This window comes from Bacillus sp. FSL W8-0645 (assembly GCF_038007905.1).
Taxonomy (GTDB): Bacteria; Bacillota; Bacilli; order Bacillales; family Bacillaceae; genus Bacillus; species Bacillus pumilus.
The window spans coordinates 1,313,446-1,338,234 of record NZ_JBBOYC010000001.1 but is presented as its reverse complement, the minus strand read 5'-3'; the positions used below and the strand labels follow the sequence as shown (position 1 = coordinate 1,338,234).

At 42.9% G+C, this 24,789-nt stretch carries 24 protein-coding genes; 4 read left to right on the top strand and 20 right to left on the bottom strand.

Annotated features, from left to right (window positions below; genetic code table 11):
* Positions 1–6 precede the first annotated feature (6 nt).
* From NST39_RS06675 to proG, 4 genes are all read right to left on the bottom strand, one after another.
* Positions 7–969: an ABC transporter permease gene (locus tag NST39_RS06675; protein ID WP_341027578.1), complete on the bottom strand. Its 963-nt coding sequence runs from the start codon at positions 967–969 to the stop codon at positions 7–9.
* Entirely contained in the window at positions 966–1,901 is a 936-nt protein-coding gene (locus NST39_RS06670; protein WP_003211100.1) for an ABC transporter permease, read from the bottom strand. Before NST39_RS06670 ends, NST39_RS06675 begins: the two co-directional genes overlap by 4 nt.
* A gap of 18 nt (positions 1,902–1,919) precedes the next feature.
* A complete protein-coding gene (locus tag NST39_RS06665) occupies positions 1,920–2,744 on the bottom strand; it encodes a M55 family metallopeptidase (protein ID WP_224925177.1) in 825 nt (274 codons plus the stop codon).
* A 189-nt stretch (positions 2,745–2,933) separates the two neighbouring features.
* A complete protein-coding gene (gene proG / locus NST39_RS06660; RefSeq protein ID WP_268508083.1) occupies positions 2,934–3,758 on the bottom strand; it encodes a pyrroline-5-carboxylate reductase ProG in 825 nt (274 codons plus the stop codon).
* A gap of 168 nt (positions 3,759–3,926) precedes the next feature.
* Between proG and NST39_RS06655 the strand changes: the two genes are divergently transcribed.
* Positions 3,927–5,243 carry a trypsin-like peptidase domain-containing protein gene (locus NST39_RS06655; protein ID WP_341027573.1) on the top strand — a complete coding sequence of 439 codons (1,317 nt, stop codon included), beginning with the start codon at positions 3,927–3,929 and terminating at the stop codon, positions 5,241–5,243.
* Positions 5,244–5,378: 135 nt separating this feature from the next.
* Here NST39_RS06655 and NST39_RS06650 read toward each other — a convergent pair whose 3' ends face one another.
* Positions 5,379–6,335 (bottom strand): ring-cleaving dioxygenase, encoded by a 957-nt coding sequence (locus NST39_RS06650; protein WP_044138917.1) that lies wholly within the window; start codon positions 6,333–6,335, stop codon positions 5,379–5,381.
* Positions 6,336–6,653: 318 nt separating this feature from the next.
* Here NST39_RS06650 and NST39_RS06645 point away from each other — a divergent pair, with 318 nt between their 5' ends.
* The gene (locus NST39_RS06645) at positions 6,654–7,979 is read left to right on the top strand and encodes an APC family permease (RefSeq protein ID WP_341027571.1); all 1,326 of its coding nucleotides are present in this window, start codon (positions 6,654–6,656) and stop codon (positions 7,977–7,979) included.
* Positions 7,980–8,019: 40 nt separating this feature from the next.
* On the opposite strand, the gene NST39_RS06640 is transcribed toward NST39_RS06645, so the two are convergent.
* From NST39_RS06640 to ggt, 15 genes are all read right to left on the bottom strand, one after another.
* A protein-coding gene (locus NST39_RS06640) for an IS3 family transposase (protein WP_341026768.1) occupies positions 8,020–9,170 on the bottom strand; the annotation gives its coding sequence in 2 pieces (ribosomal slippage) (positions 8,020–8,897 and positions 8,897–9,170; 1,152 coding nt in all).
* A gap of 95 nt (positions 9,171–9,265) precedes the next feature.
* The gene (locus NST39_RS06635; protein WP_106032379.1) at positions 9,266–9,607 is read right to left on the bottom strand and encodes a bh protein; all 342 of its coding nucleotides are present in this window, start codon (positions 9,605–9,607) and stop codon (positions 9,266–9,268) included.
* Positions 9,608–9,670: 63 nt separating this feature from the next.
* Complete coding sequence (locus NST39_RS06630; protein ID WP_003211594.1) at positions 9,671–10,627, bottom strand: sugar-binding transcriptional regulator; 957 nt, start codon at positions 10,625–10,627, stop codon at positions 9,671–9,673.
* Between the two features lie 93 nt (positions 10,628–10,720).
* Positions 10,721–11,506 carry an SDR family NAD(P)-dependent oxidoreductase gene (locus tag NST39_RS06625; RefSeq protein ID WP_341029945.1) on the bottom strand — a complete coding sequence of 262 codons (786 nt, stop codon included), beginning with the start codon at positions 11,504–11,506 and terminating at the stop codon, positions 10,721–10,723.
* Positions 11,484–12,185 carry an SDR family NAD(P)-dependent oxidoreductase gene (locus NST39_RS06620; protein WP_341027568.1) on the bottom strand — a complete coding sequence of 234 codons (702 nt, stop codon included), beginning with the start codon at positions 12,183–12,185 and terminating at the stop codon, positions 11,484–11,486. Before NST39_RS06620 ends, NST39_RS06625 begins: the two co-directional genes overlap by 23 nt.
* Before the next feature lie 25 nt (positions 12,186–12,210).
* Positions 12,211–13,593 (bottom strand): dihydrolipoyl dehydrogenase, encoded by a 1,383-nt coding sequence (gene lpdA, locus NST39_RS06615; protein ID WP_341027566.1) that lies wholly within the window; start codon positions 13,591–13,593, stop codon positions 12,211–12,213.
* A 12-nt stretch (positions 13,594–13,605) separates the two neighbouring features.
* Positions 13,606–14,928, bottom strand: coding sequence for a dihydrolipoamide acetyltransferase family protein (locus NST39_RS06610; protein ID WP_106067730.1), 1,323 nt, complete (start codon positions 14,926–14,928; stop codon positions 13,606–13,608).
* A 17-nt stretch (positions 14,929–14,945) separates the two neighbouring features.
* Positions 14,946–15,926 (bottom strand): alpha-ketoacid dehydrogenase subunit beta, encoded by a 981-nt coding sequence (locus tag NST39_RS06605; protein ID WP_034620051.1) that lies wholly within the window; start codon positions 15,924–15,926, stop codon positions 14,946–14,948.
* Positions 15,927–15,957: 31 nt separating this feature from the next.
* Positions 15,958–16,941 carry a thiamine pyrophosphate-dependent dehydrogenase E1 component subunit alpha gene (locus NST39_RS06600; RefSeq protein ID WP_044138927.1) on the bottom strand — a complete coding sequence of 328 codons (984 nt, stop codon included), beginning with the start codon at positions 16,939–16,941 and terminating at the stop codon, positions 15,958–15,960.
* A gap of 182 nt (positions 16,942–17,123) precedes the next feature.
* Positions 17,124–18,155: an alcohol dehydrogenase catalytic domain-containing protein gene (locus NST39_RS06595; protein WP_111912545.1), complete on the bottom strand. Its 1,032-nt coding sequence runs from the start codon at positions 18,153–18,155 to the stop codon at positions 17,124–17,126.
* Positions 18,152–18,598, bottom strand: coding sequence for a hypothetical protein (locus NST39_RS06590; RefSeq protein ID WP_044138929.1), 447 nt, complete (start codon positions 18,596–18,598; stop codon positions 18,152–18,154). Before NST39_RS06590 ends, NST39_RS06595 begins: the two co-directional genes overlap by 4 nt.
* A 61-nt stretch (positions 18,599–18,659) precedes the next feature.
* Positions 18,660–18,938: a PTS sugar transporter subunit IIB gene (locus tag NST39_RS06585; protein WP_003212259.1), complete on the bottom strand. Its 279-nt coding sequence runs from the start codon at positions 18,936–18,938 to the stop codon at positions 18,660–18,662.
* A 19-nt stretch (positions 18,939–18,957) separates the two neighbouring features.
* Entirely contained in the window at positions 18,958–20,331 is a 1,374-nt protein-coding gene (locus tag NST39_RS06580) for a PTS galactitol transporter subunit IIC (RefSeq protein WP_003210771.1), read from the bottom strand.
* A gap of 54 nt (positions 20,332–20,385) precedes the next feature.
* Positions 20,386–20,853, bottom strand: a complete 468-nt coding sequence (locus NST39_RS06575; protein WP_113768790.1) for a PTS sugar transporter subunit IIA — start codon at positions 20,851–20,853, stop codon at positions 20,386–20,388.
* A gap of 664 nt (positions 20,854–21,517) precedes the next feature.
* Positions 21,518–23,269, bottom strand: a complete 1,752-nt coding sequence (ggt, locus tag NST39_RS06570; protein WP_341027562.1) for a gamma-glutamyltransferase — start codon at positions 23,267–23,269, stop codon at positions 21,518–21,520.
* 226 nt (positions 23,270–23,495) lie between these two features.
* Here ggt and NST39_RS06565 point away from each other — a divergent pair, with 226 nt between their 5' ends.
* Both NST39_RS06565 and NST39_RS06560 read left to right on the top strand, forming a co-directional pair.
* On the top strand, positions 23,496–23,954 hold the full coding sequence (locus NST39_RS06565; protein ID WP_065097683.1) for an ASCH domain-containing protein: 459 nt from the start codon (positions 23,496–23,498) through the stop codon (positions 23,952–23,954).
* A 206-nt stretch (positions 23,955–24,160) separates the two neighbouring features.
* Positions 24,161–24,778, top strand: coding sequence for a DUF47 domain-containing protein (locus NST39_RS06560; RefSeq protein WP_003212390.1), 618 nt, complete (start codon positions 24,161–24,163; stop codon positions 24,776–24,778).
* Positions 24,779–24,789: the final 11 nt, after the last annotated feature.

Genomic DNA, 24,789 nt, shown 5'->3' with positions numbered 1-24,789 from the left:
GCGCCATCACCTCTTCATCTTCGGATCAAGCGCATCTTGCAAGCCATCACCTAAATTGTTAAAGCAAAACATCGTGAGCGAAATAAAAAACGCAGGGAAAAATAAACGCCACCAATGTCCATTATCTGATAGCACTGTCGGCAGCGCATCGTTTGCCATCACGCCCCAGCTTGCAAACGGTGCTTGAATGCCTAAACCAAGAAAGCTTAGGAACGCTTCTGCAAATATCGCGGTCGGTACAGTTAAGGTCATCTGAACGATAATCGGCCCCATCGTATTCGGCAGCAGGTTGCGGCGAATGATACGAAGGCTCTTTGCACCAAAGGTTTTTGAGGCAAGGACATATTCCTGGCTTTTCAGCTGAAGAACTTGACCTCTCACGATTCTTGCCATTCCAATCCATCCGGTGACAGTGAGCGCTACAATAATGGTGACGAGCCCTGGCCCCATCAGAACCATCAATAAAATGACAACAAGTAAATAAGGAAGACCGTAAAGCACCTCGACGATTCGCATCATGACATGGTCATATCTCCCGCCCTTATAACCGGCAATCCCTCCATAAATCACGCCGATGGCAAAATCAATCAGGGCTGCCATGACGCCTACAAATAAAGAAATACGAGCCCCGTACCATGTACGTGTGAACACATCTCGTCCAAGCTCATCCGTTCCGAACCAGTGAGCAGCGGATGGCGGCAGATTTTGCATCGAAAGACGCTGCTCTGTCACGCTATTAGGTGCAAGCAATGGGCCTAATAGTGCCATGATAAAAAGAAAAATCAATACCGATAGACTAAACATCGCAAGCTTATTTTGCTTCAGTCGTCTCCATGTGTCTGCCCAATAAGAAAGAGAGGGCCTTTTAATGGCATGGGTCTCTGTTTTCTTTTGCTCTCTCGGAGAAAACCATTCGTCCGGCACTTCATGATGCGGATTCGGTTGATCCTGCTGCAAATGTATACTCATGCCTTGCCTCCTTTCTGATGCAGCTGAATCCTTGGATCAAGCAGGCGATACGCCACATCAACAATGAAAAGAAGTGTGATTAAAATGATGCTGTAAAAAACAGTGGTTCCCATGATGACAGGATAATCACGGTTGTTAATACTCTCGACAAAATATTTTCCCATTCCAGGAATCGCAAATATTTTTTCAATGACAAAACTTCCTGTTAAAATGCTTGCGACAAGTGTGCCAAGAATGGTCACAACAGGCAAAAGCGCATTTCGAAGCGCATGTTTGAACACAATTTTAAAGGGAGAAAGTCCTTTTGCTTTAGCAGTGCGAATATAGTCCTGAGACAGCACTTCAATCATGCTCGATCTTGTTAACCGGGCAATAATGGCCATCGGACTAACGGCAAGAGCAATGGTCGGTAGCACCATATGCATCGGACTTGTCCACATCGCTGTAGGAAAGAGCTTCAAATTCACAGCAAGCTGCTGAATTAATAAAGTAGCAAAGATAAAGTTTGGAATGGATATACCGAAAACAGCAATGGTCATGGCGATATAATCAATCAAGCCATTGTGCCGGAGGGCAGCCATGACCCCTAGCAGGATGCCGGAGATGACAGCAATCAATATTGAGATAAGACCAAGTTCTAATGAGACTGGGAAGCCTCTCGCCAATAGATCATTGACACTTTCAGAAGGCTTTTTAATGGAAGGACCAAAATCAAAGGTAACGATGGATTTTAAATAGATGACATATTGAACATACAGTGGTTCGTCTAAGTGATAGTAGCTTTCGAGGTTTCGCTGGACGGTTTCGTTTGTATTTCGTTCTTCATTGAAGGGCGATCCTGGGATGACCTTCATTAAAATAAACGTTAACGTCGTAATCGTTAAGATCGTGGCAATCATCGCAATAAAACGCTTGAGCAAAAAGCTGGTCATCTGCCGTCTCCCCCTCGCTTAACAAAATGTTGTACGTGCGGCAAGCTCTGTCATGACAAGCATCGCTTGGTAGGCTTCTAATATATTCTCTGCTTGATACGTCACCGTTGTTGTCCCTTCAATAATGGCAGTACCAGGCATTAAATTCGCCCATTCAGCTTGTCCATAATTGGCAAACTCAATCTTCAGCAGCGGCTGATCAGGAGGCGTCAGCGGCTTGATGTGATGAATCTGTTTCATTGCGACTTCCACTTGCTGTGAGATTTGTTGGTTGACTTTGGCAGGAGTGAGACATTTCACAGCAGATCTTGAAATGGTCTCTTTCACTGCCACTGTTTTCACACCAGGCATCAGCTTTTCTGCTTCAAGTGCCGCTTGATCATCTCCGCAAACAAGAATCACCGGTACACCATAGTAGCCTGCAACATACGCATTAAAGCCCATTTCACCAATTGGATGATCATTTATGTAAAAATGTCGGACACCAAAAATCATACTGTGGGACATCACACCTTTCATAGACGCCCTCGCATGATAGCCTAAAAAAACAGCAGCATCATAGGTTTGATCTAACCCTTGAACCATTGAATAAGGCTTGACGTCACCAGATATAAGAGATGCTTCTTCATGCAATTCTTCAATCAACAAATTATTCATTTTAGAATGACTGTCATTGACCAAAATATCCGTTGCGCCATGCTGAAGAAGTGCCTCCACACAGGCATTCACTTCACCCGTCATGATCTTTCTGCCCCGTTCATAATTGTGCTGACGGGCATCGACAAATGTATGATCAGCTAGACCAGTAATTCCCTCCATATCGACAGATACATAGAGCTTCATCCCCATCCCCCTTTAATTAAACTTAAAATTTGTGTATATTTTTCTAAATTTTCTAAAAAATTATATGATTACTTGATTGATTTTTCAATACAATGTCTGAAAATAAGGAAATTAGACTCAGTTAATACAGGTCAATAGACTGAATGAGAAAGGATTTTTTTAACAAATAAAACACCACTAACTGTGTCTTTAGTGGTGTTTGTCCGCTTCGTTAATCTGTGATTTCAGTTGTTCATATTTCTTCATGGTTTGTGTAAATAGATCATCAAACATCTGAGGTGCCTGCTTTTGAATCACCTCGGCGCCTTCTCCTGTAATGCCCCCTTTTGTCGCCACCCTATCGACAGTTTCAGCAAAGGTGAGACCTCGTTCTACAAGGACTTGACCTGTGCCTAAAAGGGCATATGTTAAAAATTCATACGCTTCCTCTAAAGAAAGCTCACTATTTCTCACAGCGGCTCTCGCCATTTCTTCAAAAAGAGCAGCGATAAAACCAGGAGATGAGCTCGTCAAGTTACTCGCCGCATCAATCCGGTCTTCCTCCACTTCACGGACGATGCTAAAAGCTGAAAGCAGACGATGCAAACACGCCTTTTCTTCCTCTCCAGCAGTTTCGCCATGCACAACGAGGGATACGCCCGTTCCAACAGCTGACGTGAGCGTTGGGATGTATCTGGATACTGGTTGAGTCGTATGCTTTGATAACTTGTCTAACGTCACAGCCGCGGCTACTGATACAATATGGACCGATTTGGCTGCTGAAGGCAGTTGATCGAGTACATCAAGTACAGCAAGTGGCGGCACGCAGATAAAAAGTACATCACATGACGCAGAAAGTTCGTCTAATGAGCAGATGTTTATTTCTTGATGCTTGTCTTTGAGTTGAAGCAGGCGGTCCGTTTCACTTCTTGTGTGGATCATGATTTGATGGGCATTGAGTACTTCTTTTTCCAGCCATTTTTGCACCATCATATCAGCCATGCTTCCATATCCAATGATTCCAATTGTCTCCACAGTTTAATCTCCTCTATTTTGCTTAGATTCACTACTTATTTTAACAATTTCCCACAATGTTTTCATTTTTATCCCACACTTTTTTCTTACGATCAAGTCAGTATCCACCACAAAAGGTAAAACCCCTTAAACCCATACATGAAAAAATGATGAAAGAGAGTGATTTGAATGACACATCACAAAAATGAACAACAACCTTCTCAAGAACTTCAAACAACGGAACAGCCACAAAAACAAAAGAAGAAGCCAAACGGATGGTTTAAGCCATTTGTCAGCGGTGTTGTAGGCGGTACGCTGGCGTTAGGTGTGTACGTCCTTTCGCCATATGCCCAGCACGCATCAGACAACTCAGCACATAATTCAGCAGCAAAAACAGAAGCTGTATCGACAAATGATACAAGTGCCAATTCGTCAAAAACAACCGCAGTCCAAACATCACATTCTTCAAGCAGCATCTCCAGCATGGTAGAAAATGTATCACCAGCCATTGTTGGCATTACAAACTACCAAGCGCAAAGTCAAACAGACATGAGCTTTGGCGATTTCAATACACCTTTTGATGAATCACAGCAAAATAAAAGCAGTCAAGAGGAAAAAACAGGTACAGGCTCAGGAGTGATTTTCAAAAAATCCGGAAGTAAAGCCTATGTCTTAACAAACAACCACGTCATTGAAGAGGCAAATAAACTCACAGTATCCTTGCACGATGGCAAAACCACCAATGGTAAATTGGTCGGAGCTGACCCGCTGACTGACCTAGCAGTTGTAGAAATTAGCAGCAGTCACGTAACGAAGGTCGCGGCATTAGGCGATTCCTCCTCGCTGCGTGCTGGGGAAACCGTCATCGCGATCGGAAACCCGCTTGGTGAAGATCTATCAAGAACCGTGACCCAAGGAATTGTCAGCGGTGTCGACCGAACAGTCTCGATGAACACATCAGCAGGCGAAAGCAGCATTAATGTGATTCAAACAGATGCAGCTATTAACCCAGGAAACAGCGGCGGCCCGCTTCTTACGACAGATGGAAAGGTTGTGGGGATCACGAGTATGAAAATTTCTGAAACAGGTGTTGAAGGCATTGGATTCGCACTTCCAATCAATGATGTCAAACCAATCGCCGATCAGCTTCTCGCAAAAGGAAAGATTGAGCGTCCATATATCGGCATCAGCATGCTGGATCTCGAACAAGTCCCGGACGTGTATCAGAAAGAAACACTCGGTCTCAAAAATAGTCAGCTTGATCAAGGCGTATACGTCAAAGAAATCGCCGCAGGCTCACCTGCCGCCAAAGCCGGCTTAAAGTCAGAGGATGTCATTACCGCCATCAATGGGAAGCAAATCAAAACCGGAAGTGAATTACGTCATGAGCTATACACGAATACAAAGATTGGAGACACCGTGAGCATCACACTCATTCGAAACGGAAAAGAAGAAACGAAGAAGGTGACATTAACACAAACTGAATCTAAGCAGGTAAGTTCCTAATGCAAAAAGAAGGGCTAAAATCATCTTGATTTTAGCCCTTTTTTCTTTTCAGCGTGATAGAAAACCTTTGCAGATCTGACAAAGAATGCGAGGGTTTGTCTATACGCTGAGCAGCTCATGAATGAGCTGCTTTTATTATGATGACTGAATTGGCGTTAATCTCTGTTCTATTTCTGCTCGTTTGTGCTCTAGAAATGGCGGAAGGGCTAATTGATCGCCAAGCTCATCTACTCCTTCGTCCACTGTAAACCCAGGACCGTCTGTTGAGATTTCAAATAAGATCCCATTCGGTTCTCTAAAGTAAAGGGCTTTAAAGTAGAAACGTTCCACAACACCAGAATTCGTGAAGCCTGCTTTTGATATTTTGTCATACCATTTTTCCAGTTCCTCAGCATCTTCCACGCGAAAGGCTACGTGATGCACACTTCCTCTGCCTGAACGCTCAGAAGGTCCTTCCGTTTTTTCGATCACATGAATTTCTGTTCCAGCACCGCCATTTCCTGACTCAAAAATGGTCACGATCTCACCATCATTTGATTGTTCACGCGCTCTTTCGGTAAAGCCAAGGATGTCTGTTAAAACACGAATCGTTTTGTCCGCTTCTGCAACGGTTAATTCCACTGGACCCAAGCCTCTAATGGCAAACTCTGCCGGAATATCATCATGCACTGGCGGTGAGCCTGCTTCTTGTGCGTTCGGTTCTACTGTTAAAAATAGCTGCTGTCCTTCTGGATCTTGAAAGCGCAAGGCAGGTCTGCCCCCTCTCAAGGAAGCCGTTTCTTGCTGCACGCCTGTCTCTTCAAAACGCTTTTCCCAAAATGAAAGTGCTTCTTCAGAAGAAACGAGAAGGCCTGTGCTTGTGATGGCGTTTGTTCCTTTCAAACGACGGGCGAGCATTGGAATTTCAAAGAATGTGAGCTCCGTTCCCGGTGAAGCGACCTCATCTCCATAAAATAAGTGATACATAGATGGGTCATCTTGATTGACCGTTTTCTTTACAAGTTTTAAGCCAAGAATCTGGCGGTAGAAATCAACATTTTTTTGAGCATTGGCTGTTAATGCAGATACGTGGTGAATTCCATTGATTTTCATTACGTTCACTCCTCTTTCAAAATATCTCGAATTCAAGATAATATCCTTATGAATAAAATAGGTCATTTTTCAAGAAAAGTCAACCATTTGGCTAGATGTTCGGTTTCTAACGATAAAATTAACATTAAATCAAAAATAATCTTTTATTGTTCGTTTTTAACGAAACATTTACCCTGATATCTCCAATAAACGAACACTTTTAAATACAAATACGAAAATCAGAAAATTTTTTTAATTCTTGTTTTCCTAAAATCGTATTACAATGAACAAAATACATGTCACAGTAACGTACGAAAGTGATGCAGGAGGTCGCGAGTAATGAACAAAGAACAACCAGCGTTAAAACAGGACATCGGCTTATTTTTCGCCCTATCTCTTGTCATCGGGACGATTATCGGGTCCGGCGTCTTTATGAAGCCAGGCAACGTCCTTTCCTATTCAGGAAGCTCAAATATCGCATTATTCGCTTGGCTGCTAGGCGGCATTTTAACCCTTGCAGGCGGACTCACTGTTGCTGAAATTGGTACACAAATCCCTCGGACTGGCGGATTGTATGCCTACCTTGAAGAAGTGTATGGTGAGTTTTGGGGCTATTTATGCGGCTGGGTGCAGATTATCATTTACGGACCTGCCATCATCGGTGCACTCGGTCTTTATTTTGGTTCATTGTTAGCCAATTTATTTTCTCTTTCTTCTTTATGGTCAACAACAATCGGCATTATCACTGTTTTATTTTTATGTTTGATTAACATCATGGGAACAAAATACGGCGGTTTTGTACAAGGACTGACCACCATCGGAAAGCTTGTCCCGATTGCCGCTATTATTGTGTTTGGCTTATGGAAAGGAAACGAAAATATTTTTATGGCTGTCAATGATAGCATTGCTCAAATGAACTTCGGTGCAGCGATCCTAGCTACGCTTTTTGCCTATGATGGCTGGATATTGCTTGCAGCACTTGGCGGTGAAATGAAAAACCCAGAGAAGCTGCTTCCTCGTGCAATGGCAGGCGGGATTTTAATCGTCACGGCTTGCTATCTCTTTATTAATGTCGCTCTTTTGCACGTATTACCAGCAGATCAAATCGTACAGCTTGGAGAAAATGCGACAAGTACTGCTGCGACAATGCTCTTTGGACCAATCGGCGGTAAGGTCATTAGTATCGGCATCATCATTAGTATCTTTGGCTGTTTGAACGGAAAGGTTCTTTCATTCCCACGTGTGATTTTCGCGATGGCAGAGCGAAAGCAAATTCCTTTCGCAAACGCGATCTCACGTATCCACCCTACATTTAAAACACCGTGGATTGCTGTATTTGTACAAATTTTGATCGCCATTGTGTTTATGGTCGTCAGCAATCCAGAAAAGCTGTCAGAGGTTTCGATCTTCATGATCTATATCTTTTATGTCATGGCCTTTTTCGCAGTCTTTAAACTGAGAAAACAAAACAAAGGAATGGAGCGTGCTTATAGCGTACCACTTTATCCGCTCACACCAATCATTGCGATTATCGGTTCTTTATTCGTCTTAATCAGCACCATGATCACCGACTGGAAAAGCTGTCTCATCTCCATGCTGATCGGGATTGCTGGACTGCCTATTTATTATTATATGAAAAAAGCACACAAAAAAGCAGAGCGTTAAGGGACTGACCCCCGTTTTTGAGACAGGGATCAAAACACCTTTATACAGCCAATTGCCGATAGTTTATCGGTGATTGGTTGTTTAGTTTCGTTTGAATACGAATGTTGTTATAATAATAAATGTATTCTTTGACAGTGCGTTCTACGATGTTGGTCGTAGTGCGGTCAATCCTGTTAAGATAGAACGTTTCAGACTTTAGTGAGGAATGAAACGATTCGATGGAGGCATTATCAGCGGGCGTCCCTTTACGGGACATGCTCATGGTAATGCCTTTTATATGAACAGCTTTCTGATACTCGTAAGATGTATACACAGAACCTTGATCGCTATGTAACACGCAATTCTCAGGCAGTGCTGGGAGCTGATTAAGTGTGTTTAAGATAAAGTCTGTGTCCTGCTTATCACCAATCGTAAAAGCAATCACTTCTCCATTATATAAATCCAATATACTGGAAAGGTACAATTGTTTCTGTCCATAAGGCAAATACGTGATGTCCGTTACTAGTTTTTCAAGAGGGCGATCAGACTGAAAGTTCCGATCCAGTATATTACCGGCCACGGCATAGGGCTGCCCATTCTTCTTACGCTTTTTCATTTTAACCCGGCATTGCCACTGGTTTTTCTGCATGATACGTTGAACAGTTTTATGGTTAATATGCATTCTCCTTTTTAGTATGGCTGTGATTTTTCGATAACCATATCGATATTTGTGCTTTCGGCACAACGTGCCGATCTGTTTCTCTAGTTGTCTTTTAGAATGATTCTGAGTCAGATTCTTTTTCCATCTATAATACGAAGCGCGTGAGACGCCTAAATGGACACAGATGTCCAGTACCGTCATCGTTTTGTGAAATTCTTCTACCAGTTTGATTGACGTTTCCTTATCAACTTCCTTTCCAATTCGTTGTACTTTTTTAAAACTTCATTCTGTTGACTCAAATAGCGATTTTCTGCCTGCAGTCTCTCTAATTCGGAAGAGTACTCGGGACCCTTTCCATAGGTATATTGTTTTCCAACAGGCTGTTCGAACCGGTGTGTATCCCCAGCTTTATGCCACCTCACCCATGTCTGAACCTGCGTCTTATTCTTGATATTCAATTTCTGCATGATCTCTTTCATAGGTACGCCTGCCAATCTCATTTCTACAGCCTTCTGTTTGACTTCAACCGGATAACTCACTCTTGTCCCCATAGAAAAAACACCTCCATGTTTTATTTCGGATCACAACGATCCATTTTCAAACTTGAAGGTGTTTTTTATTTGTCTCATCTTACGGGGTCAGTTCCTTAATCAGCTCTGCTTTTTTTATATTGCTTAATCACTTTGTATGATTCGTTTAAATATCTCATGAGCCGGTATGGCTTACTAAGCACGCGGATTGGGAGTCTTGAGATAAATCCATTCAAATTCGCCTTATATTCCTGCGTCATCCGCTTTGGCTTTGTCGCAATTTTTTCGTATACTTCTTTGTAAAATTCCTTCATGATGTCGACTTTCACACTGATCTTCTGATGACACTCTGTACACTCAACGCTTTTCATCTGATCATTCACATAAACGATGCTGTGGAGGGTCTCTTCTTGGCACCGAGTACAATGTAGGTTTGCTTCCATTTCGGTTTTCTTCAAGATACACAGCTCCTTTCTCGTTTGATGTTGCTCTTTTTATACAATTCGATAGCTGTTAGCCGTTTATTGGACGGAAGCTTCCTTTAAAATGGCTGCGGCCGTTAGTTCGTCTGTCACCAGCACTTGAATAAAGCCGCCATTTAAAGCCCCTAAAATACTTTCAGCTTTATGGGTTCCTTCTACAACAGCGATGACCGTTTTGACGCTCTTTAACTGCTCCAGTGATAAACCAATGACCTTTTGATTCAATTCATCTTGGACAGGCTTGCCTTGACCGTCAAAGAAACGAAAGCCAATATCACCAACAGCCCCTGATTGCCTTAAACCAGATAAATCCTCTTCTTTTAAGTAACCAACTGTTTTTAACGTTGAACCTTTATGCGGGTTGCCAATACCGATGAGGGCAATGTCTACATTTTTACCTTCTTCAAGCACAGCTTCTATATCCTGCATTGCCATGAGCCGCTCTTTTAATTCTTCTGTTTCTAAAATCGCTGGTGCATATAAATAGGAACATGTGCCATTCATTTTCTTTGCCAGCTCATATGCCAGCTGATTGGCATGAATGTCGACTGCCTGCCTGCCCATTCCGCCCTCTAAAGGAATGACCTTCACATCGTTTCTTCGCTCGAACGGGTATTCCTTTACAAGCGCAGCCAGTGTAGTTCCCCATGAAATGCCGATTTTCTCCGCGTCTTTCATGTTTTTAGATAAATAATAGGCGCCTGCTTGACCGACTGCTCGTTTCACCATCTCAGACATTGTCCCGACGCTTGGGACAACGACAGCATCTGTTAATTGAAAAGTTGTTTCTAGCTGCTTTTCCAGTTCCACCGTATGAATACTTTCGTCTTTAATGTACACCTCAACGATTCCCACATCTTTTGCTTTTTGTAAGAGCTTTGAAATGACTGGTCTTGAGACATTGAGCTTTTTTGCAATTTCCTGCTGCGTCCACCCGTCTGTATAATAAAGATGAGCAACTTTGACGAGCTGTCGTCTTTCTTCCCAATTCAGCATGTGACATCATCCTTTTAATATACTATGATTCCCAGTATACCAAACATTCGTTTCTAATTGGCACAATTGTTATGAAAATGACAAAAAGAGCGATTACCTCTCCGCTCTTTTTCCCTCCGTATATTTTGGCTGATACGTTCTCCCGCCGTCTAACAGGATAATTTGTCCGTGTAAATAGCTTCCCTCGTCACTTGTAAGAAATAAAGTGAGTCCTGCGATATCGTCTGGTCTTCCTAATCTCCCGACAGGAATGAGCGATTGTAGCTGCCTTTTCTCCACCTCAGTAGGATAGAGCGTATCAAGCATTTGAGATTCAATCACGCGGGGTGCAATCACATTGATACGCACATGGCGTGCCCCTAATTCCTTTACAAGCGAACGCATCAGGCCAAAAGCACCTGCTTTTGAGGCGTAATACTGAATTCCACCGCCTGAACCAGTGATAGCAGATCCTGATCCAATCACGACAATGCTTCCTTCTTGCCGCTCACATATATAAGGTGCTGACGCTTTGATGCAATAGTAAAGACCATACAAGTTCACAGCCAGTGTCTTTTTCCAAAGTGAAAAATCGACTTCTAAAAAAGGAAGTGATTTTGTCATCCCTGCTGAATACACAAGATGAGCAATGCCGCCTAGCTCCCTTTCAGCTGCTGAGATCATGTGCTGAACACTTTCCCACGATGAAACGTCAGCTTGAAATGTCAGCAGCTGAGAGTGCTGTTTTTTTAAAAGCGAAAGTCCTTGTTCATCTATATCAGACACAGCCACTCTGTGCCCTTCTTTTAAAAAACGCTCGGCAATTTCCTTTCCAATCCCTTGGGCACCACCAACGATGAGAACCGGTTTTTGATCATTAGCCAGCACTCTCACCCCCATCAAGCATAATCGCTGCACCATCTGTAAATGCGCCATATGATGTACTTAAAAAGACCGTCATATGGGCCACAGACTCCTTGATTTGCTCTGCATTAGGAATCAAATGGAGAGGCGGCGGCAATAAAGCGAGCACTCGAATCCCTTTGTCTTTAAATTCTCGCGCCAGCCCTTTTGTCATGGCATTCAGCATAGAATTCGATGTCGCATGTGAAATTCCGCCATCACCTGTGATACTGCCTGATGACGATATATTAATAATGCAGCCTTTTTTTTGGTCAACCATGTGCCATACGGCAGCTTGACTGGAAAGAAAGACAGTATTCACAGCTGTTTCCACTTCGTCCATCCACTCATTAGGGTGAGCGGCATCAAGCTCCGCTTCAGCTCCTTGTGTTGCTTGATTGACCAAAATATCCAGTTTCCCGCACGTATCGATCACTTGTCTCAGCATACCCGTGGCATCACGAGGCGTTTCAAGCGGATTCATGATGATACTCGCCTGACCACCCATTTTTTGAATGTCTTCACAAATGGTTCTAGCCTTTGATTCATCATGAAATGTGTGTAAAAAGACATGTGCACCTGCCCGGGCTAAAGCCAGGCAGATGACTTCTCCAAATCCATCTGTGCTACCTGTCACAAGTGCCGCTTTCTGATGAAGCTGGACGTGCACATGCATCTCCTCCCTATCCCTTGTTTGGCATTTATTTTCTCAGCTTACTCACGATATCAAGAGCTGCTTCATAAAAACCTTCTGAGATGGTCGGATGCGGATGAATCATTTTCGCCATCTCTTCTGTTGTTCCTTCTAAATACATAAAGGAAGAAGCTTCTGAAATCATCTCTGTGACATGCGGACCTACCATCGTTGCGCCGATCACTTCTCCATAGGTTGTATCGTACACCAATTTAATAAAGCCTGTTTGAACACCTGCCGCTAACGCTTTACCGCTTGCCGCTAAATCAAATCGTTCTGTTTGTACGCTGAGCCCTTTGGCTTTTGCCTCTTTCTCCGTAAGACCGACACTTGCTACCTCTGGTAATGTATAAATACATCTAGGCATAATATCAGCATTCATCTTTTCCGGCACGCCGCAAATATTGCTGACCGCAACAGCAGCCTCTGCCATCGCCGCATGAGCCAGCTGATAACCGCCGGCGACATCCCCAACTGCGTATACACCTTCAGCACTTGTCTGCATCTGATTATTCACCTTGATAAACGGGCCATCGAGCTGAAGATCAAGCTGGTTAACAGCTGATACATTCGGTTTTCTTCCAACGCAGACAAGTAGTCTTTCCGCTGTAAAGATGTGCGTCTCCCCTTTATCATCTGTTGCATGAACCGCTTTGACTCCTTCGCTTTCCGTCACCTCTGTCACAGTGGTCTTCTTCGCGATATGGATGCCCTTTTTCTTGAGTTCTCTTTCTAGCAGCTTAGATGCTTCTTCATCCTCTTGTGGAATTATGGACGGTGCCGCTTCAATAATGGTGACTTTTGATTGAAGACTTTGGAAGATACAAGCAAGCTCAAGACCAATGACACCTCCGCCAATAATGACGACAGAAGCAGGAATATCTGGGATATCAAAGATTGTATCACTTGTATCAAATGAAATATCTTTAAGCCCCGGTATTGGTGGAATGGCTGGTGTAGATCCAGTAGCAATGATTAATTCTTTCGTTTCAATCGATTCTGATCCATCTTGTTTTTCTATTTCAATCCGATGCTTTGTCACTGCTGTGCCTCTGCCGTTATATACATCAATCTTTCCTTGCTTTAATAAAAAGGCGATTCCACCTCTGAGCTTTTCAATGACGTCATCTTTGCGCTTTCTCATTTTATCGAAGGAAAGAATCATGTCACCTGTTTCGATTCCCCAGCTTTTCGCCTTCTCGATTGATTCAATGACTTCTGCATGTTTCAGCAGGGTCTTTGAAGGGATACAGCCTCGATTTAAACAAGTACCGCCTAGAAAATCCTCCTCAATCAAAGCAACCTTCCGTCCGCGCTCAGCCGCTTGAAGGGCGGCAGTATACCCGCCAGGCCCTCCGCCAATGACTGTCAGATCATACGTTTTCGTCATCCGATTCATCTCCTACATTAGCAATTCAAATGGTTGTTCAAGCACTTTTTTAAGGTCTGTTAAAAAGGCAGCCGCTGGTGCGCCATCTACAACTCGGTGATCAAACGATAAACTGACACCCATCATTGGCCGCACCTGAATTTCTCCATCTACTGCAACAGGTTTATCTTGAATCCGTCCTACACCTAAAATCGCCACTTCTGGCTGATTAATGATCGGGGTAAAGGTATCAATGGCATACATGCCTAAGTTACTAATCGTAAAAGTGGACCCTTTCAACTGGTCTGGAAGTAGTTTTTGATCGCGTGCGTTTCGGCCAATTTCTTTCGCTTCTTTTGTCAGTTGTTTTAATCCTTTTTGATTCGCATGAGAAATGACTGGTACCATCAAGCCGTCTTTCACTGCAACAGCGAGACCAATGTGTACATCTTCATGGAAATGGAGCTCATTTTGTTCAAATGTCATATTGATCTGCGGGTGGCGCGTGAGTACATGGCTGACCGCATGAATGATGATTTCTGTGAACGACAACCTGTAGCCTGTCTCTTTTTCAATCGCCGGAAGTAACTGCTGACGCACTTCTTTCGCTTTCGTCATATCAATTTCACTTGTTAATGTGACGTGCGGTGCTGTAAAGGCACTTTGTGACATGCGATCAGCAATCACTTTTCTCATGCCAGCTAATTTTTGTGTTTTCACAGGCGAAGCCTCTTTTGTTTGCGTTGCTGCTTGTACGTCACTCTTCATGATCTTACCGTGAGCGCCAGATCCAGAAACTGCTGCTAAATCGATTCCTTCACGAGCAGCGACTTTTTCTGCAAGCGGTGAGACGCGCTGGTCTTTCTCGCTAGAATGAACGACTGCCTCGACGTCCCGCTTTTGGACTCTGCCTTTTGGCCCTGTGCCAGATACCTCTTGAATCGCCACATGATGATCCTTTGCCGTTTTTCTCGCTGCGGGCGTGGCACGTACTTTTTCATCAGATGTTTTTGGGGCTTCAGTAGAACTGGATGAAGACGAGTCTGGTGAAGACGATTCGCCGCTTTCTGAGGAATCTTCATCAGCCTGTGCTGGCGGCTCGCTTGGCACCTGTTCATTTGCCTCTCCGATATATCCAATAACAGCATTGACTGGAATTTGATCATCAGCTTCGTAGTATTTCTTTAGAAAAATGCCATCATCATAGGCTTCCACCTCGATGTTGATCTTGTCTGTCATAATTTCAAAAAGAGGCTCACCGACTTCAACCGAATCTCCTTCTTCTTTCAACCATTGAAGCAAGGTTCCGATCTCCATCGTACTGCTTAGCTTCGGCATAAATATCTCTTTTGGCATGATCTTCTCCCCTTTATTTAAGAACGTACAAGCTCTTTTGCTGCTTCAATAATATCTGGCACTTGTGGAATGACCGCTTTTTCCAGTGTCGGGTTGTATGGTATTGGAACTGCAAGGCCGCCAAGTCGTTTAATCGGCGCATCTAAGTAGTCAAACGCTTCACTTTCCGCTATCATACTTGCAATCTCTCCGCCATAGCCGCCTCGTTTGACCGCTTCATGAACCACGATACATTTACCTGTTTTCTTCACAGATTCGATAATGGTTTCTTCATCTAATGGGACAAGTGTTCTTGGGTCAATGATTTCAACATCGATTCCCTCTGCTTCTAGTTCCTTTGCCGCTTCTAATGCTTTGTGTACCATAATCGCTGTTGCTACGATCGTGACGTCCTTCCCGCTTCTTTTCACATCAGCTTTCCCTAGAGGAATCGAATACGGTTCTTCAGGCACTTCACCGATTGTTTTATATAAAAGCTTATGCTCGTAGAAAATAACAGGGTTGTCATCATCCATTGCTGCTTTTAAAAGTCCTTTGGCATCATAAGCTGTTGAAGGCTGAACCACCTTTAGTCCCGGAATATGAGCCATCCACGCTTCTAAGCTTTGTGAATGCTGCGCTGCGGCACCCGTTCCTGATCCTGCTGGTGTTCTCACAACGAGTGGTACTTTTCCTTTTCCGCCAAACATGTATCGTGTTTTGGCTGCTTGGTTTACAAGCTGATCCATTGCGATTGTAATAAAGTCAGAGAATTGAAGTTCTAAAATCGGACGCATACCTGTCAAAGCCGCTCCGACTGCACCTCCTGCGATGGCAGCCTCAGAGATTGGTGTATTGCGTACGCGCTCTGGACCGAACTCTTCAATCATGCCGCGCGTGACCCCAAAAGCACCACCATATACGCCGATATCCTCACCTAAAATGAATACATCTTGGTTCTCTCTCATTTCCTGACTCATAGCCTCTCGAACGGCTTCTAAATATGAAATCTCTCTCACTGTTGTTTTTGTCACGTGATTCCCCTCCTAATTAGGCGTATACATCCTCTAATAGTGTATCGATTGACGGTTCTTTACTGTTTTTAGCGAATTCTACAGACGCTTCAATTTCCTGCTTCGCTTCTTCCTGCAAGACCGCTGCCTGCTCTTCTGTCAAAACATTCAGTTCAATCAAGAGAGACTTAAAGCGTTTGATTCCGTCTTTTTGTCTCCACTCTGTTTCTTCTTCACGTGTACGGTATTTTTTCGCATCACTCTTAGAGTGACCTTTCCAGCGATACGTTTTCATTTCAATAAGTGATGGACCTTCTCCAGCTCTTGCGCGGCTGACTGCTTCATCTACTGAGTTCATAATCTCGACCATGTCATTTCCATCAATCGATTTTCCTGGTATTCCGTAGCTTTCTGCTCTTGTTGAAATGTCTTCAATGTTGATCATTTCTTTTACAGGGCCAGACATGCCGTACTGGTTGTTTTCACAAATGAATACAACAGGTAGATCCCAAATGGATGCAAGATTTAGCGCTTCGTGAAAGCTGCCTTCATTCGTCGCTCCATCTCCGAAGAAACAAAGAACGACAAAGCCTTCCTGTTTCATTTTAGATGTGAGCGCTGCACCTGTTGCCAATGGGATACCGCCGCCAACGATTCCATTTGCGCCAAGGTTCCCTTTTTCTAAATCAGCGATATGCATCGAGCCGCCTTTTCCTTTGCAATAGCCAGTCTCACGTCCGAATAGTTCTGCCATCATCTTATTGACCTCTGCACCTTTTGCAATACAGTGACCATGTCCACGATGTGTGCTGATGATCTTATCTTCGTCCTTTAATACGGCAATTGATCCAACAGCTGACGCTTCCTGTCCGACACATAAATGAGTGGTTCCATGGATAAGTCCTTTGGCAAAGAATTGATCGACCTTTTCATCAAAATATCTCACTAACCACATTTGTTTATATAAATCTGCTAATCTCTCATGACTAATCTGTTCAGGCAAAGTGATTTGTTTTTGCATTTCTTCTCTCCCCTTTACATTTGTTCTTGTATGTTACATTTGTAATTATCATACGTTTAAGTATCATTGAAGTCAAGCATTTCTCTTTCATTTTTAAGCGTTTTCATCTTTTATCAGAAAAAAAGAGAAAGGCAAAGCCCTTTTCTAAAGAACTTCTCTTTCTCTTCCAATCTAGTGCGCCCTCATTCATCTGGATACATCATGATTTTGACACTCTCACCTTCAGGATGCCTTGCGCATTCTATCGCCTGAAGGAGCTGACTTAACGGATAACGATGCGTCACCATCTTTTCTGTGTTGACTACTTTTGCTCTTAGAAGTTCAAGGGCTTCGAGGTAGTGATAAGGATGTGAGGAATAGGCTCCTACTACTTTCACTTCATCATGGAAAAACCGATCAGCCGGAATGGAGACGTCTCCCTTTGGAAAATGAGCAAACACTAAAATCGTTCCACCTCTCGCTACTGCTTGAAACGCTTCTTTTAAAAGCGCACTACTCCCAACAGAAATAATGACGAGGTCTGCTCCCTTTCCATTTGTTTCTCTCATGACCCGGTCTTCCACCGGCTCAGAGGCAGGATGAAAAGCGACGTCTGCACCTAAATTTCTCGCTTGCAGCAGCCGGTTCTCATTCACATCCGTTATCATCACTTTCCCAGCCAAGTAATGCTTGGCAAGCTGTAGTTGAATACAGCCAATTTGCCCCGCTCCAAGGATCAGCACAGAATCTCCTGGATGAACAGGTGCTCGTTCAAACCCGTGCAGGCAGCAGGCGACTGGCTCCACCATCGCCCCTTGCTCATATGAGACGTCATTCGGGAGCTTGCCCATTGTGTGCTTGACATGCAATGCAGGTACGCGGATATACTCTGAAAACCCGCCTGGCTCTACATTAGTGGCTGCAAACTGCGGACACATTGTATAAAATCCCTTTTGACAAAAGTCACAGGTGAAGCAAGGTACATGGTGTGCAACATAAACCCTGTCTCCCGTTTTGATATTTGTTACATGCTTTCCAGTTTCAACAATATCACCAGCGATTTCGTGCCCTAGTACCGTTCCTGGAGGTACCGTCTCATGTGTTGCTTTGTAAATATCTGTGCCGCATAAACCGCAGGCACGCATTCTTAATAGCACTTCATCATCACCAATCGCAGGCCGGTTCCGCTCCTCATACCGAATGTCCTCTGAAGAATAAAAGACAGCTGATTTCATGTAGCTGCATCCTCCTTTGCATCACCTTTCGCAAAATCTTGCAACGTTTGCACAAGCTGCTTGTACTCACTCATCTCACTGGATATCCAGTAACGTCCTCCGAATATGCGAGATGGACCCACCCTGACATAAACTTTTCCGATATGAGGGTATGGCTTGATAAAAAGCTTTCCTTTAATATCAGAGACCGCATATGTGTGCCATCTGCCAAACGCTCCGATTTTGAGTTTATCTTCACTAATAATGACGTTTGTCGGCTGGTTCAGTCCAGTGATGCTAGAAAGCATGAGGATAGGCAGCGTATAAACGCCTAACACAGCTAACGGTTCAGGTCCTGCTGACATTAACGTATAAAGAGACCAAAGAAAAAACAGACAGATGAGTACGGCTGGAAGAAAAATAGACAACACTGCAGACGTTCGGCTATAAGCATGATGCTGCATGAGACGTCCTCCTTTCAGATACATAAAAGGAGCCGAGAAAGCTCCTCCATGGAATGATTGTTTACTTAATATGATCGATGATTTTTTCAATATCATCTTCAATGCCAAATCCGGTTAAAAAGGATAATGTTTGAATCACAGGCGTTCCTTTCGTATCACTCACTGGTGTTGTCGTTACAATTAAATCGGCGCCCTCCGCTTTTTGCGGGACTTCAGATGCCTTGCACTGTTCCACCACAACATCATATCCTTTTTCCTTTAACGTCTCTTCGACCTTTTTGGCAACAACCGTTGATGTTGCAACTGCTGTTCCACATGAAACCAATATTTTCTTTGCCATAAGAATCCCTCCAGCTCTTTTATTGATCTTTCTGATCTAAGCCCATTTCTTTCGCATACTGCTTTCTAATATCATTTCGCACCCAGTACCATAGAAGCGCATAAGCCAGAGCACAGATGATGGCTGCAATAAAGTACGGGTTGCTCGGATCAAGAAGTCTCACCATGATCCAAGGAATGACGTGGGAACCAAGGTCAATACCTGAAATCATATTGGCTCCTTCTGGGAAGTCAAACCCGACTGCTTTCCCCATTGTTGTCGCAAGCGGTGCGAGATTCGTTGCGATAAAGAAGACAATCATTAATGTAAAAATACTGTTAATAAGACCGCGAATAATGTTTCCACGAGCGGCTGCTACTGCCCATACAACTGTAAATGGTAGAACTGATAAGTCAGCAAACGGCAGCATGCCATTGTAAGGCAGAACGACTGCAAGTAGAATCGTAATCGGCACCATAAGAAGGGCTACCGCCATATTCGCCGGATGACCAATTACAATTGCTGTATCTAACCCAATATAGACATTTTTCCCAGGGAAGCGCTTTTGAATATAAGAACGAGCGCCCTCAGAGATTGGAATAAGACCTTCCATTAATAACGCAACCATTCTTGGCATGAGCACAAGAACTGCTGCCATTTGAATACCAAGTGTCATGACGCCTTTCGCATCATAGCCACCTAAAAGACCAATAATGATACCAAGTATGAGACCCATCACAAGCGGTTCGCCAAAAATACCAAAACGTTTCTTCAATGTTTCTGGATCAGCATGAATTTTGTTTAAGCCAGGGATCTTGTCAATGATACGGTTGGACGCATACATAAGCGGTGCGAAGTTGACCGTTTCAGCATGAGCCATCGATACGCCTTTCAATCCAAAATGGTGTTCGATTGTCGGTGCCGTCCAATCAGCTAATTTAAGCGTGATAGCAGAGACGATCAAACCAACAGCAAGTGCCAAGAACATATTATGATAAGCGTAGTAAGTCACAGAGGCTGCGAAAATCAAATGCCAGAAGTTCCAAATATCCACATTCAGCGTTTTCGTAAAGTTAACGGACAATAAGATGACATTTAACAAAAGCACAAGAGGTATCATCAAAGGGGCAACAGGTGTACCGAAGGATATAGCCGCTCCAATCGGCCATCCAACATCCAAAATATCGAGCTTTAGTCCAAGGGAATTAACCATAGCTTTTGCTGCTGGCCCAAGGCCGCTCACAAGCAAATTAATGACAAGGTTGACACCGACAAAACCAATTCCGATTGTAATACCGGCTCGGAAGGATTTTTTAAAGCCTTGCCTTAAAATCATACCGAAAAGCGTCATAATAATCGGGAGCATAATAGTTGGTCCAAGGTCTAATATAAAATCGACAGCTTGCTTGATCATACATCCACCTCCTGGATTTTTCGGATAAAGCGCTTACATTCTTTTTGTGAAAGGCTATTGGTTTAATTCTTTCTGAAGCACAGCAACCGCTTCTTCATACGACGTCATATCAGACAACCTCGTCATCACCTCTTCTTTTCTAAAAAGTGTCATGAGCTTCTCTAACATCACAAGCTGCTTACTAGGTTCAGAGATTGCTAGGACGAACACAATTTTGGCTAGCACAGTTTCATCAGGGCTCCCCATCTTGTGAAAGATAACAGGTTCCTTTAAAGTGGCTACACTAATCGCCGGTTTGTTCACATGCTCAGGATCTGTATGTGGAATTGCTACCCCAAAGGTCGCAAGTGGAAGGCCCGTAGGATATGTTTTTTCTCTTTCAAGCACCGCTGGTAAAAAGCTCGACTTAATATATCCTCCCGCTTCTAATCGCTCTGCTAAATATGTGGTCACCTCCTCTCTCGAAGATGCATCGTACTGTAGCTTGATCAGCTGTTCATCTAACTCAAACAAGTTGTTCAAACAACCACTCCTTTCATTTGGTATAAATATGAACACATGTAACAAAAAGAAAGAACATTTTGGAATAGAACCTTTTATAAAGCGCTTACAAATATACGTTCTGAAAAATGTTCAATGTTGTTACCTTTGTAAAGATATTATAATATTCTAAATTATAAGTCAATGTCCCTAGGAAAAATTTTATAAAAAAAGATGCAGTCTTTTCTGCATCTCAGATTGTTGACAAAGGGCTAAAATGATCTTTATTTTAGCCCTTTGTCTTCTTTTCAGCGTGACCTGAAAACCTTTGAAGTCTAGGAAGGACGGCTACTTTTGCGGAGCGAATTTGCAATTCGTGAGCACCAGCACGCAGGACTGACACCGAATGCGAGGGTTTGTCTATACGCTGAGATGCGGTCTTTTCTGCATCTTTCATCAACTCTGCTCTACTTCTTATTAAATGTGACTTCCTCTCTCTAATTACTCTGTACTTGCTCTTTGATGTCAGCAACAAATTTGTCATTCATACGCAAAAAAGACCCTTAATCATTGAGAAATACATTACAGTCCTGTACTTCATAAATGGCGAAGCGTCTTCCGCTCTCTGATCAGCTGTGTTTCTTTTATTTTAAATAAAAAAAGAAACGCCATCCTTAAGAGGCGCTTCTTTTCCCGGGAAATGTTCTTATTGGGCAGATAGCTTTAAATTGACGCCAACGGCAGTTCCGTTTCTCGAGGAGTCAGCCACTCCAGTAAAGGTTCCTGCTTTTCGATCAATGAGTAGTGCTTGGACATTTCCTATATCAATAGGCGAATTGCCGAAACGATGTCCCATGTCATTAAGCTTTGTTCTCACATCGAGAGGGACACCTACTTCATAACGATAAGAAGTTGGGCTGTTTGTATAAATTCTTGGTTCTTCAACTGCATCCTGAAGCTCCATCTCATATTCAAGCAAATTCAAAATGGTTTGTGAAACAGAAGCAATGATGGTCGTTCCCCCCGGTGAACCTACTGTCATGACAGGCTCATTATCTTTAAAAATGATGGTCGGTGTCATACTGGACAATGGTCGTTTATTCGGCTGAACTTCATTTGCTCCGCCTGGCCTTGCATCAAAATCTGTTAGTTCATTGTTTAAGAAAAAGCCATATTCCGGGACGAGAATCCCTGTACCAAATAACTGTTCAATGGTTGTCGTAAATGACACAACATTTCCCCACTGATCGGCAACAGTAAAATGTGTGGTCTCACCAATGGTTTTATCTTCAGGCTGCGGAACAATAGGGGATGGATTTTTTTCATCCTCATACGCCCATGGATCTCCTTCTTTCGGGTTACGATTCATTTGATCTAATTGAATAAGAGAGGCTCTTTCTGAAATGTAATCATCGTCTAATAGTCCGTTTAGTGGAACATCTACGAATTCGGGGTCGCCGGCATATGCAGCACGGTCAGCATAGGAGAGATGCATTGTTTCAGCAAGTAGTTGATATTTTTCGAATGATTTGGGGTCATATTGAGATAGGTTAAAGTGATCAAGTATTTTGAGCATTTGCAGCATAAACACCCCGCCTGAGCTTGGTGGAGGCATACTTGCAAGCTGGTATCCTTTATAGTCTCCCCAGATAGGCTTGTCAGTCTTGACCTCATAACGACCAATGTCATTAGTTGTCATTGTTCCGCCAAAATCTTGGACTGTATTTGCAAGTGCCTTTGCTACTTTTCCTTCATAAAATGCTTTGCTTCCTTTTTTCGCAATGAGCTTAAATGTTTTTGCAAGACCTGGCTGAACTAGGAGGTCCCCTTCTTTGAGCGGCTGACCATCTGGAAGAAAAATTGGTGCAGCGGCCGTTTTTTTCAATTTTCCTTGATGATCATCAATGGCTTTTGCCAGGACAGAATCGATTTCAAATCCATCCTCTGCAAGCTGAATGGAAGGCTTAATTAATTCCTTCATCGAGCGGGTACCCCACTTATCTAATGCCGCCTCAAGACCTTTTACAGTCCCTGGAACACCAACAGCATTACCGTGTGTAGATCGCTCATCGAACGGGATGACTTTTCCCTCATCTGTTAAAAACATGTCTGGTGTTGCGCCTTGTGGTGCTCTTTCTCGACTATTGATGATGGATGTTTCTTTTGTCTTCCCATCATAAACCATCATAAATCCTCCGCCACCAATTCCAGACATCATTGGCTCTGTCACATTCAGTGCGTACTGGATGGCAACAGCAGCGTCAACAGCGTTTCCACCTTTCTTTAATACATCTGCACCGACTTCTGATGCGAGCGGATGGGCAGTAGCCACCATGCCATCCTTCCCAACAGCTACTTTATTCCCATGAGTTTCGTTTGCAGTGACCTGACTGACAGGCAGAAAAAACGAGAAAACCAACAGACATATGGACAAAATAGTTAGAGAAATGCGTTTCATACACAACACCCCTTCCATATTCTTACTTTGACCATACCGACTTCTTGACCAGAATACAATAGATTATTCTAAAATTTCTAAATTTTTCATTCTATCATCCTATATTCATCAAATATAAAGCGGATTTTCAAAACATATGACATACTTACTAAGTAGGGATAAAGACATGCCCTTTCATGTTTTTGATTTCGCGGTATAATAAACGCATCACGAAGGGGGAAGGATGATGAATCAGAAGAGCACCTTATTTTGGGAAACATATTGGAAAGAAAAATCAGAAAGCGCACCAATTGACGCATCTGTTTCCGCTTGGGCATTTGGAGCAGACCCAGATCATTTACTTGACCTTGTTCTGAAAGGAAAAAAAACAGCGACTTGTTCTGGACATCTTTTTTACGAAAAGGAACAGGAGCCGCTTCCAAAGGCAGGACAATATGCGGTCATTTTGGACAGCCATGACGAACCAAAAGCCATCATAGAAATCACGCATGTAGATGTCATGCCAATGAATGAGGTTCCAGAATCATTTGCCCAAGCAGAAGGTGAAGGCGATCTTTCATATAACTATTGGTACAGAGCTCATCAAGCATTTTTCACAGAAGCACTCAAACCGTACGGATTAGAATTTAAAGAAGACATGCTCCTAGTTTGCGAGCGATTTAAACTAGTTTATTCAGCTACTTAAGCTTTAAGCGGCGCCAAAAATGGACCGCTTTTTTCATTTCTTTTCTCCTTTCTGCAAAAGGTGTGTTGAGAACACATCTTTAGGTCAGAATAAGATCAAATAGAAAAAGTGAAGAAATTTTCGACTACACCTGTTTTTTTTCGACAAAAGAATATATAATTATTTGATGTGTGCATTGTCTCATTTATACAATGGAGGGTTTTTACATGTTAAAAAGGAAAAAAGACAAGTTTTCCGTCTTGTTAACGGAAATTGCTAAAAATTTAGATGAAACTGCTGAGTATTTTGTTAGCTATAAAGTAACAAATCAAACCACTCTGAAAGAATTTTCTGACACATTGAAGGAATATGAGACAAAAGGTGATAATCATGTTCATACGATGATTAAAGAACTGAACAAAGCCTTTATTACGCCGATTGAACGTGAAGACATTCTTCAATTGACGAATAGCCTCGACGATGTTTTAGATGGAATTGAGCATTTTTCAGCAACAATGGAAATTTATTCAATGACAAGCTCTGACGAACATATCGACAAATTCAGCCACTACATCAGAGAATGTGCAAAGGAAATTTTAATTACAATCGATTTACTGGCTGAAAATCGCTTAAAAGATATTCAACCACACGCAATCAAAATCAAAGAGATCGAGCATAATTGTGACAATCTTTATCGTAAATCACTAAAGAACTTGTTTGGAAAAGAAACTGATCCAATCAAGGTCATTCAATACAAAGAAATTTACGAAACACTTGAAGAAATTGCTGATTCCTGTCAAAGTGTTGCCAACAATCTAGAAACAATCATTATGAAGAATGCGTAACGGGGTTAGTT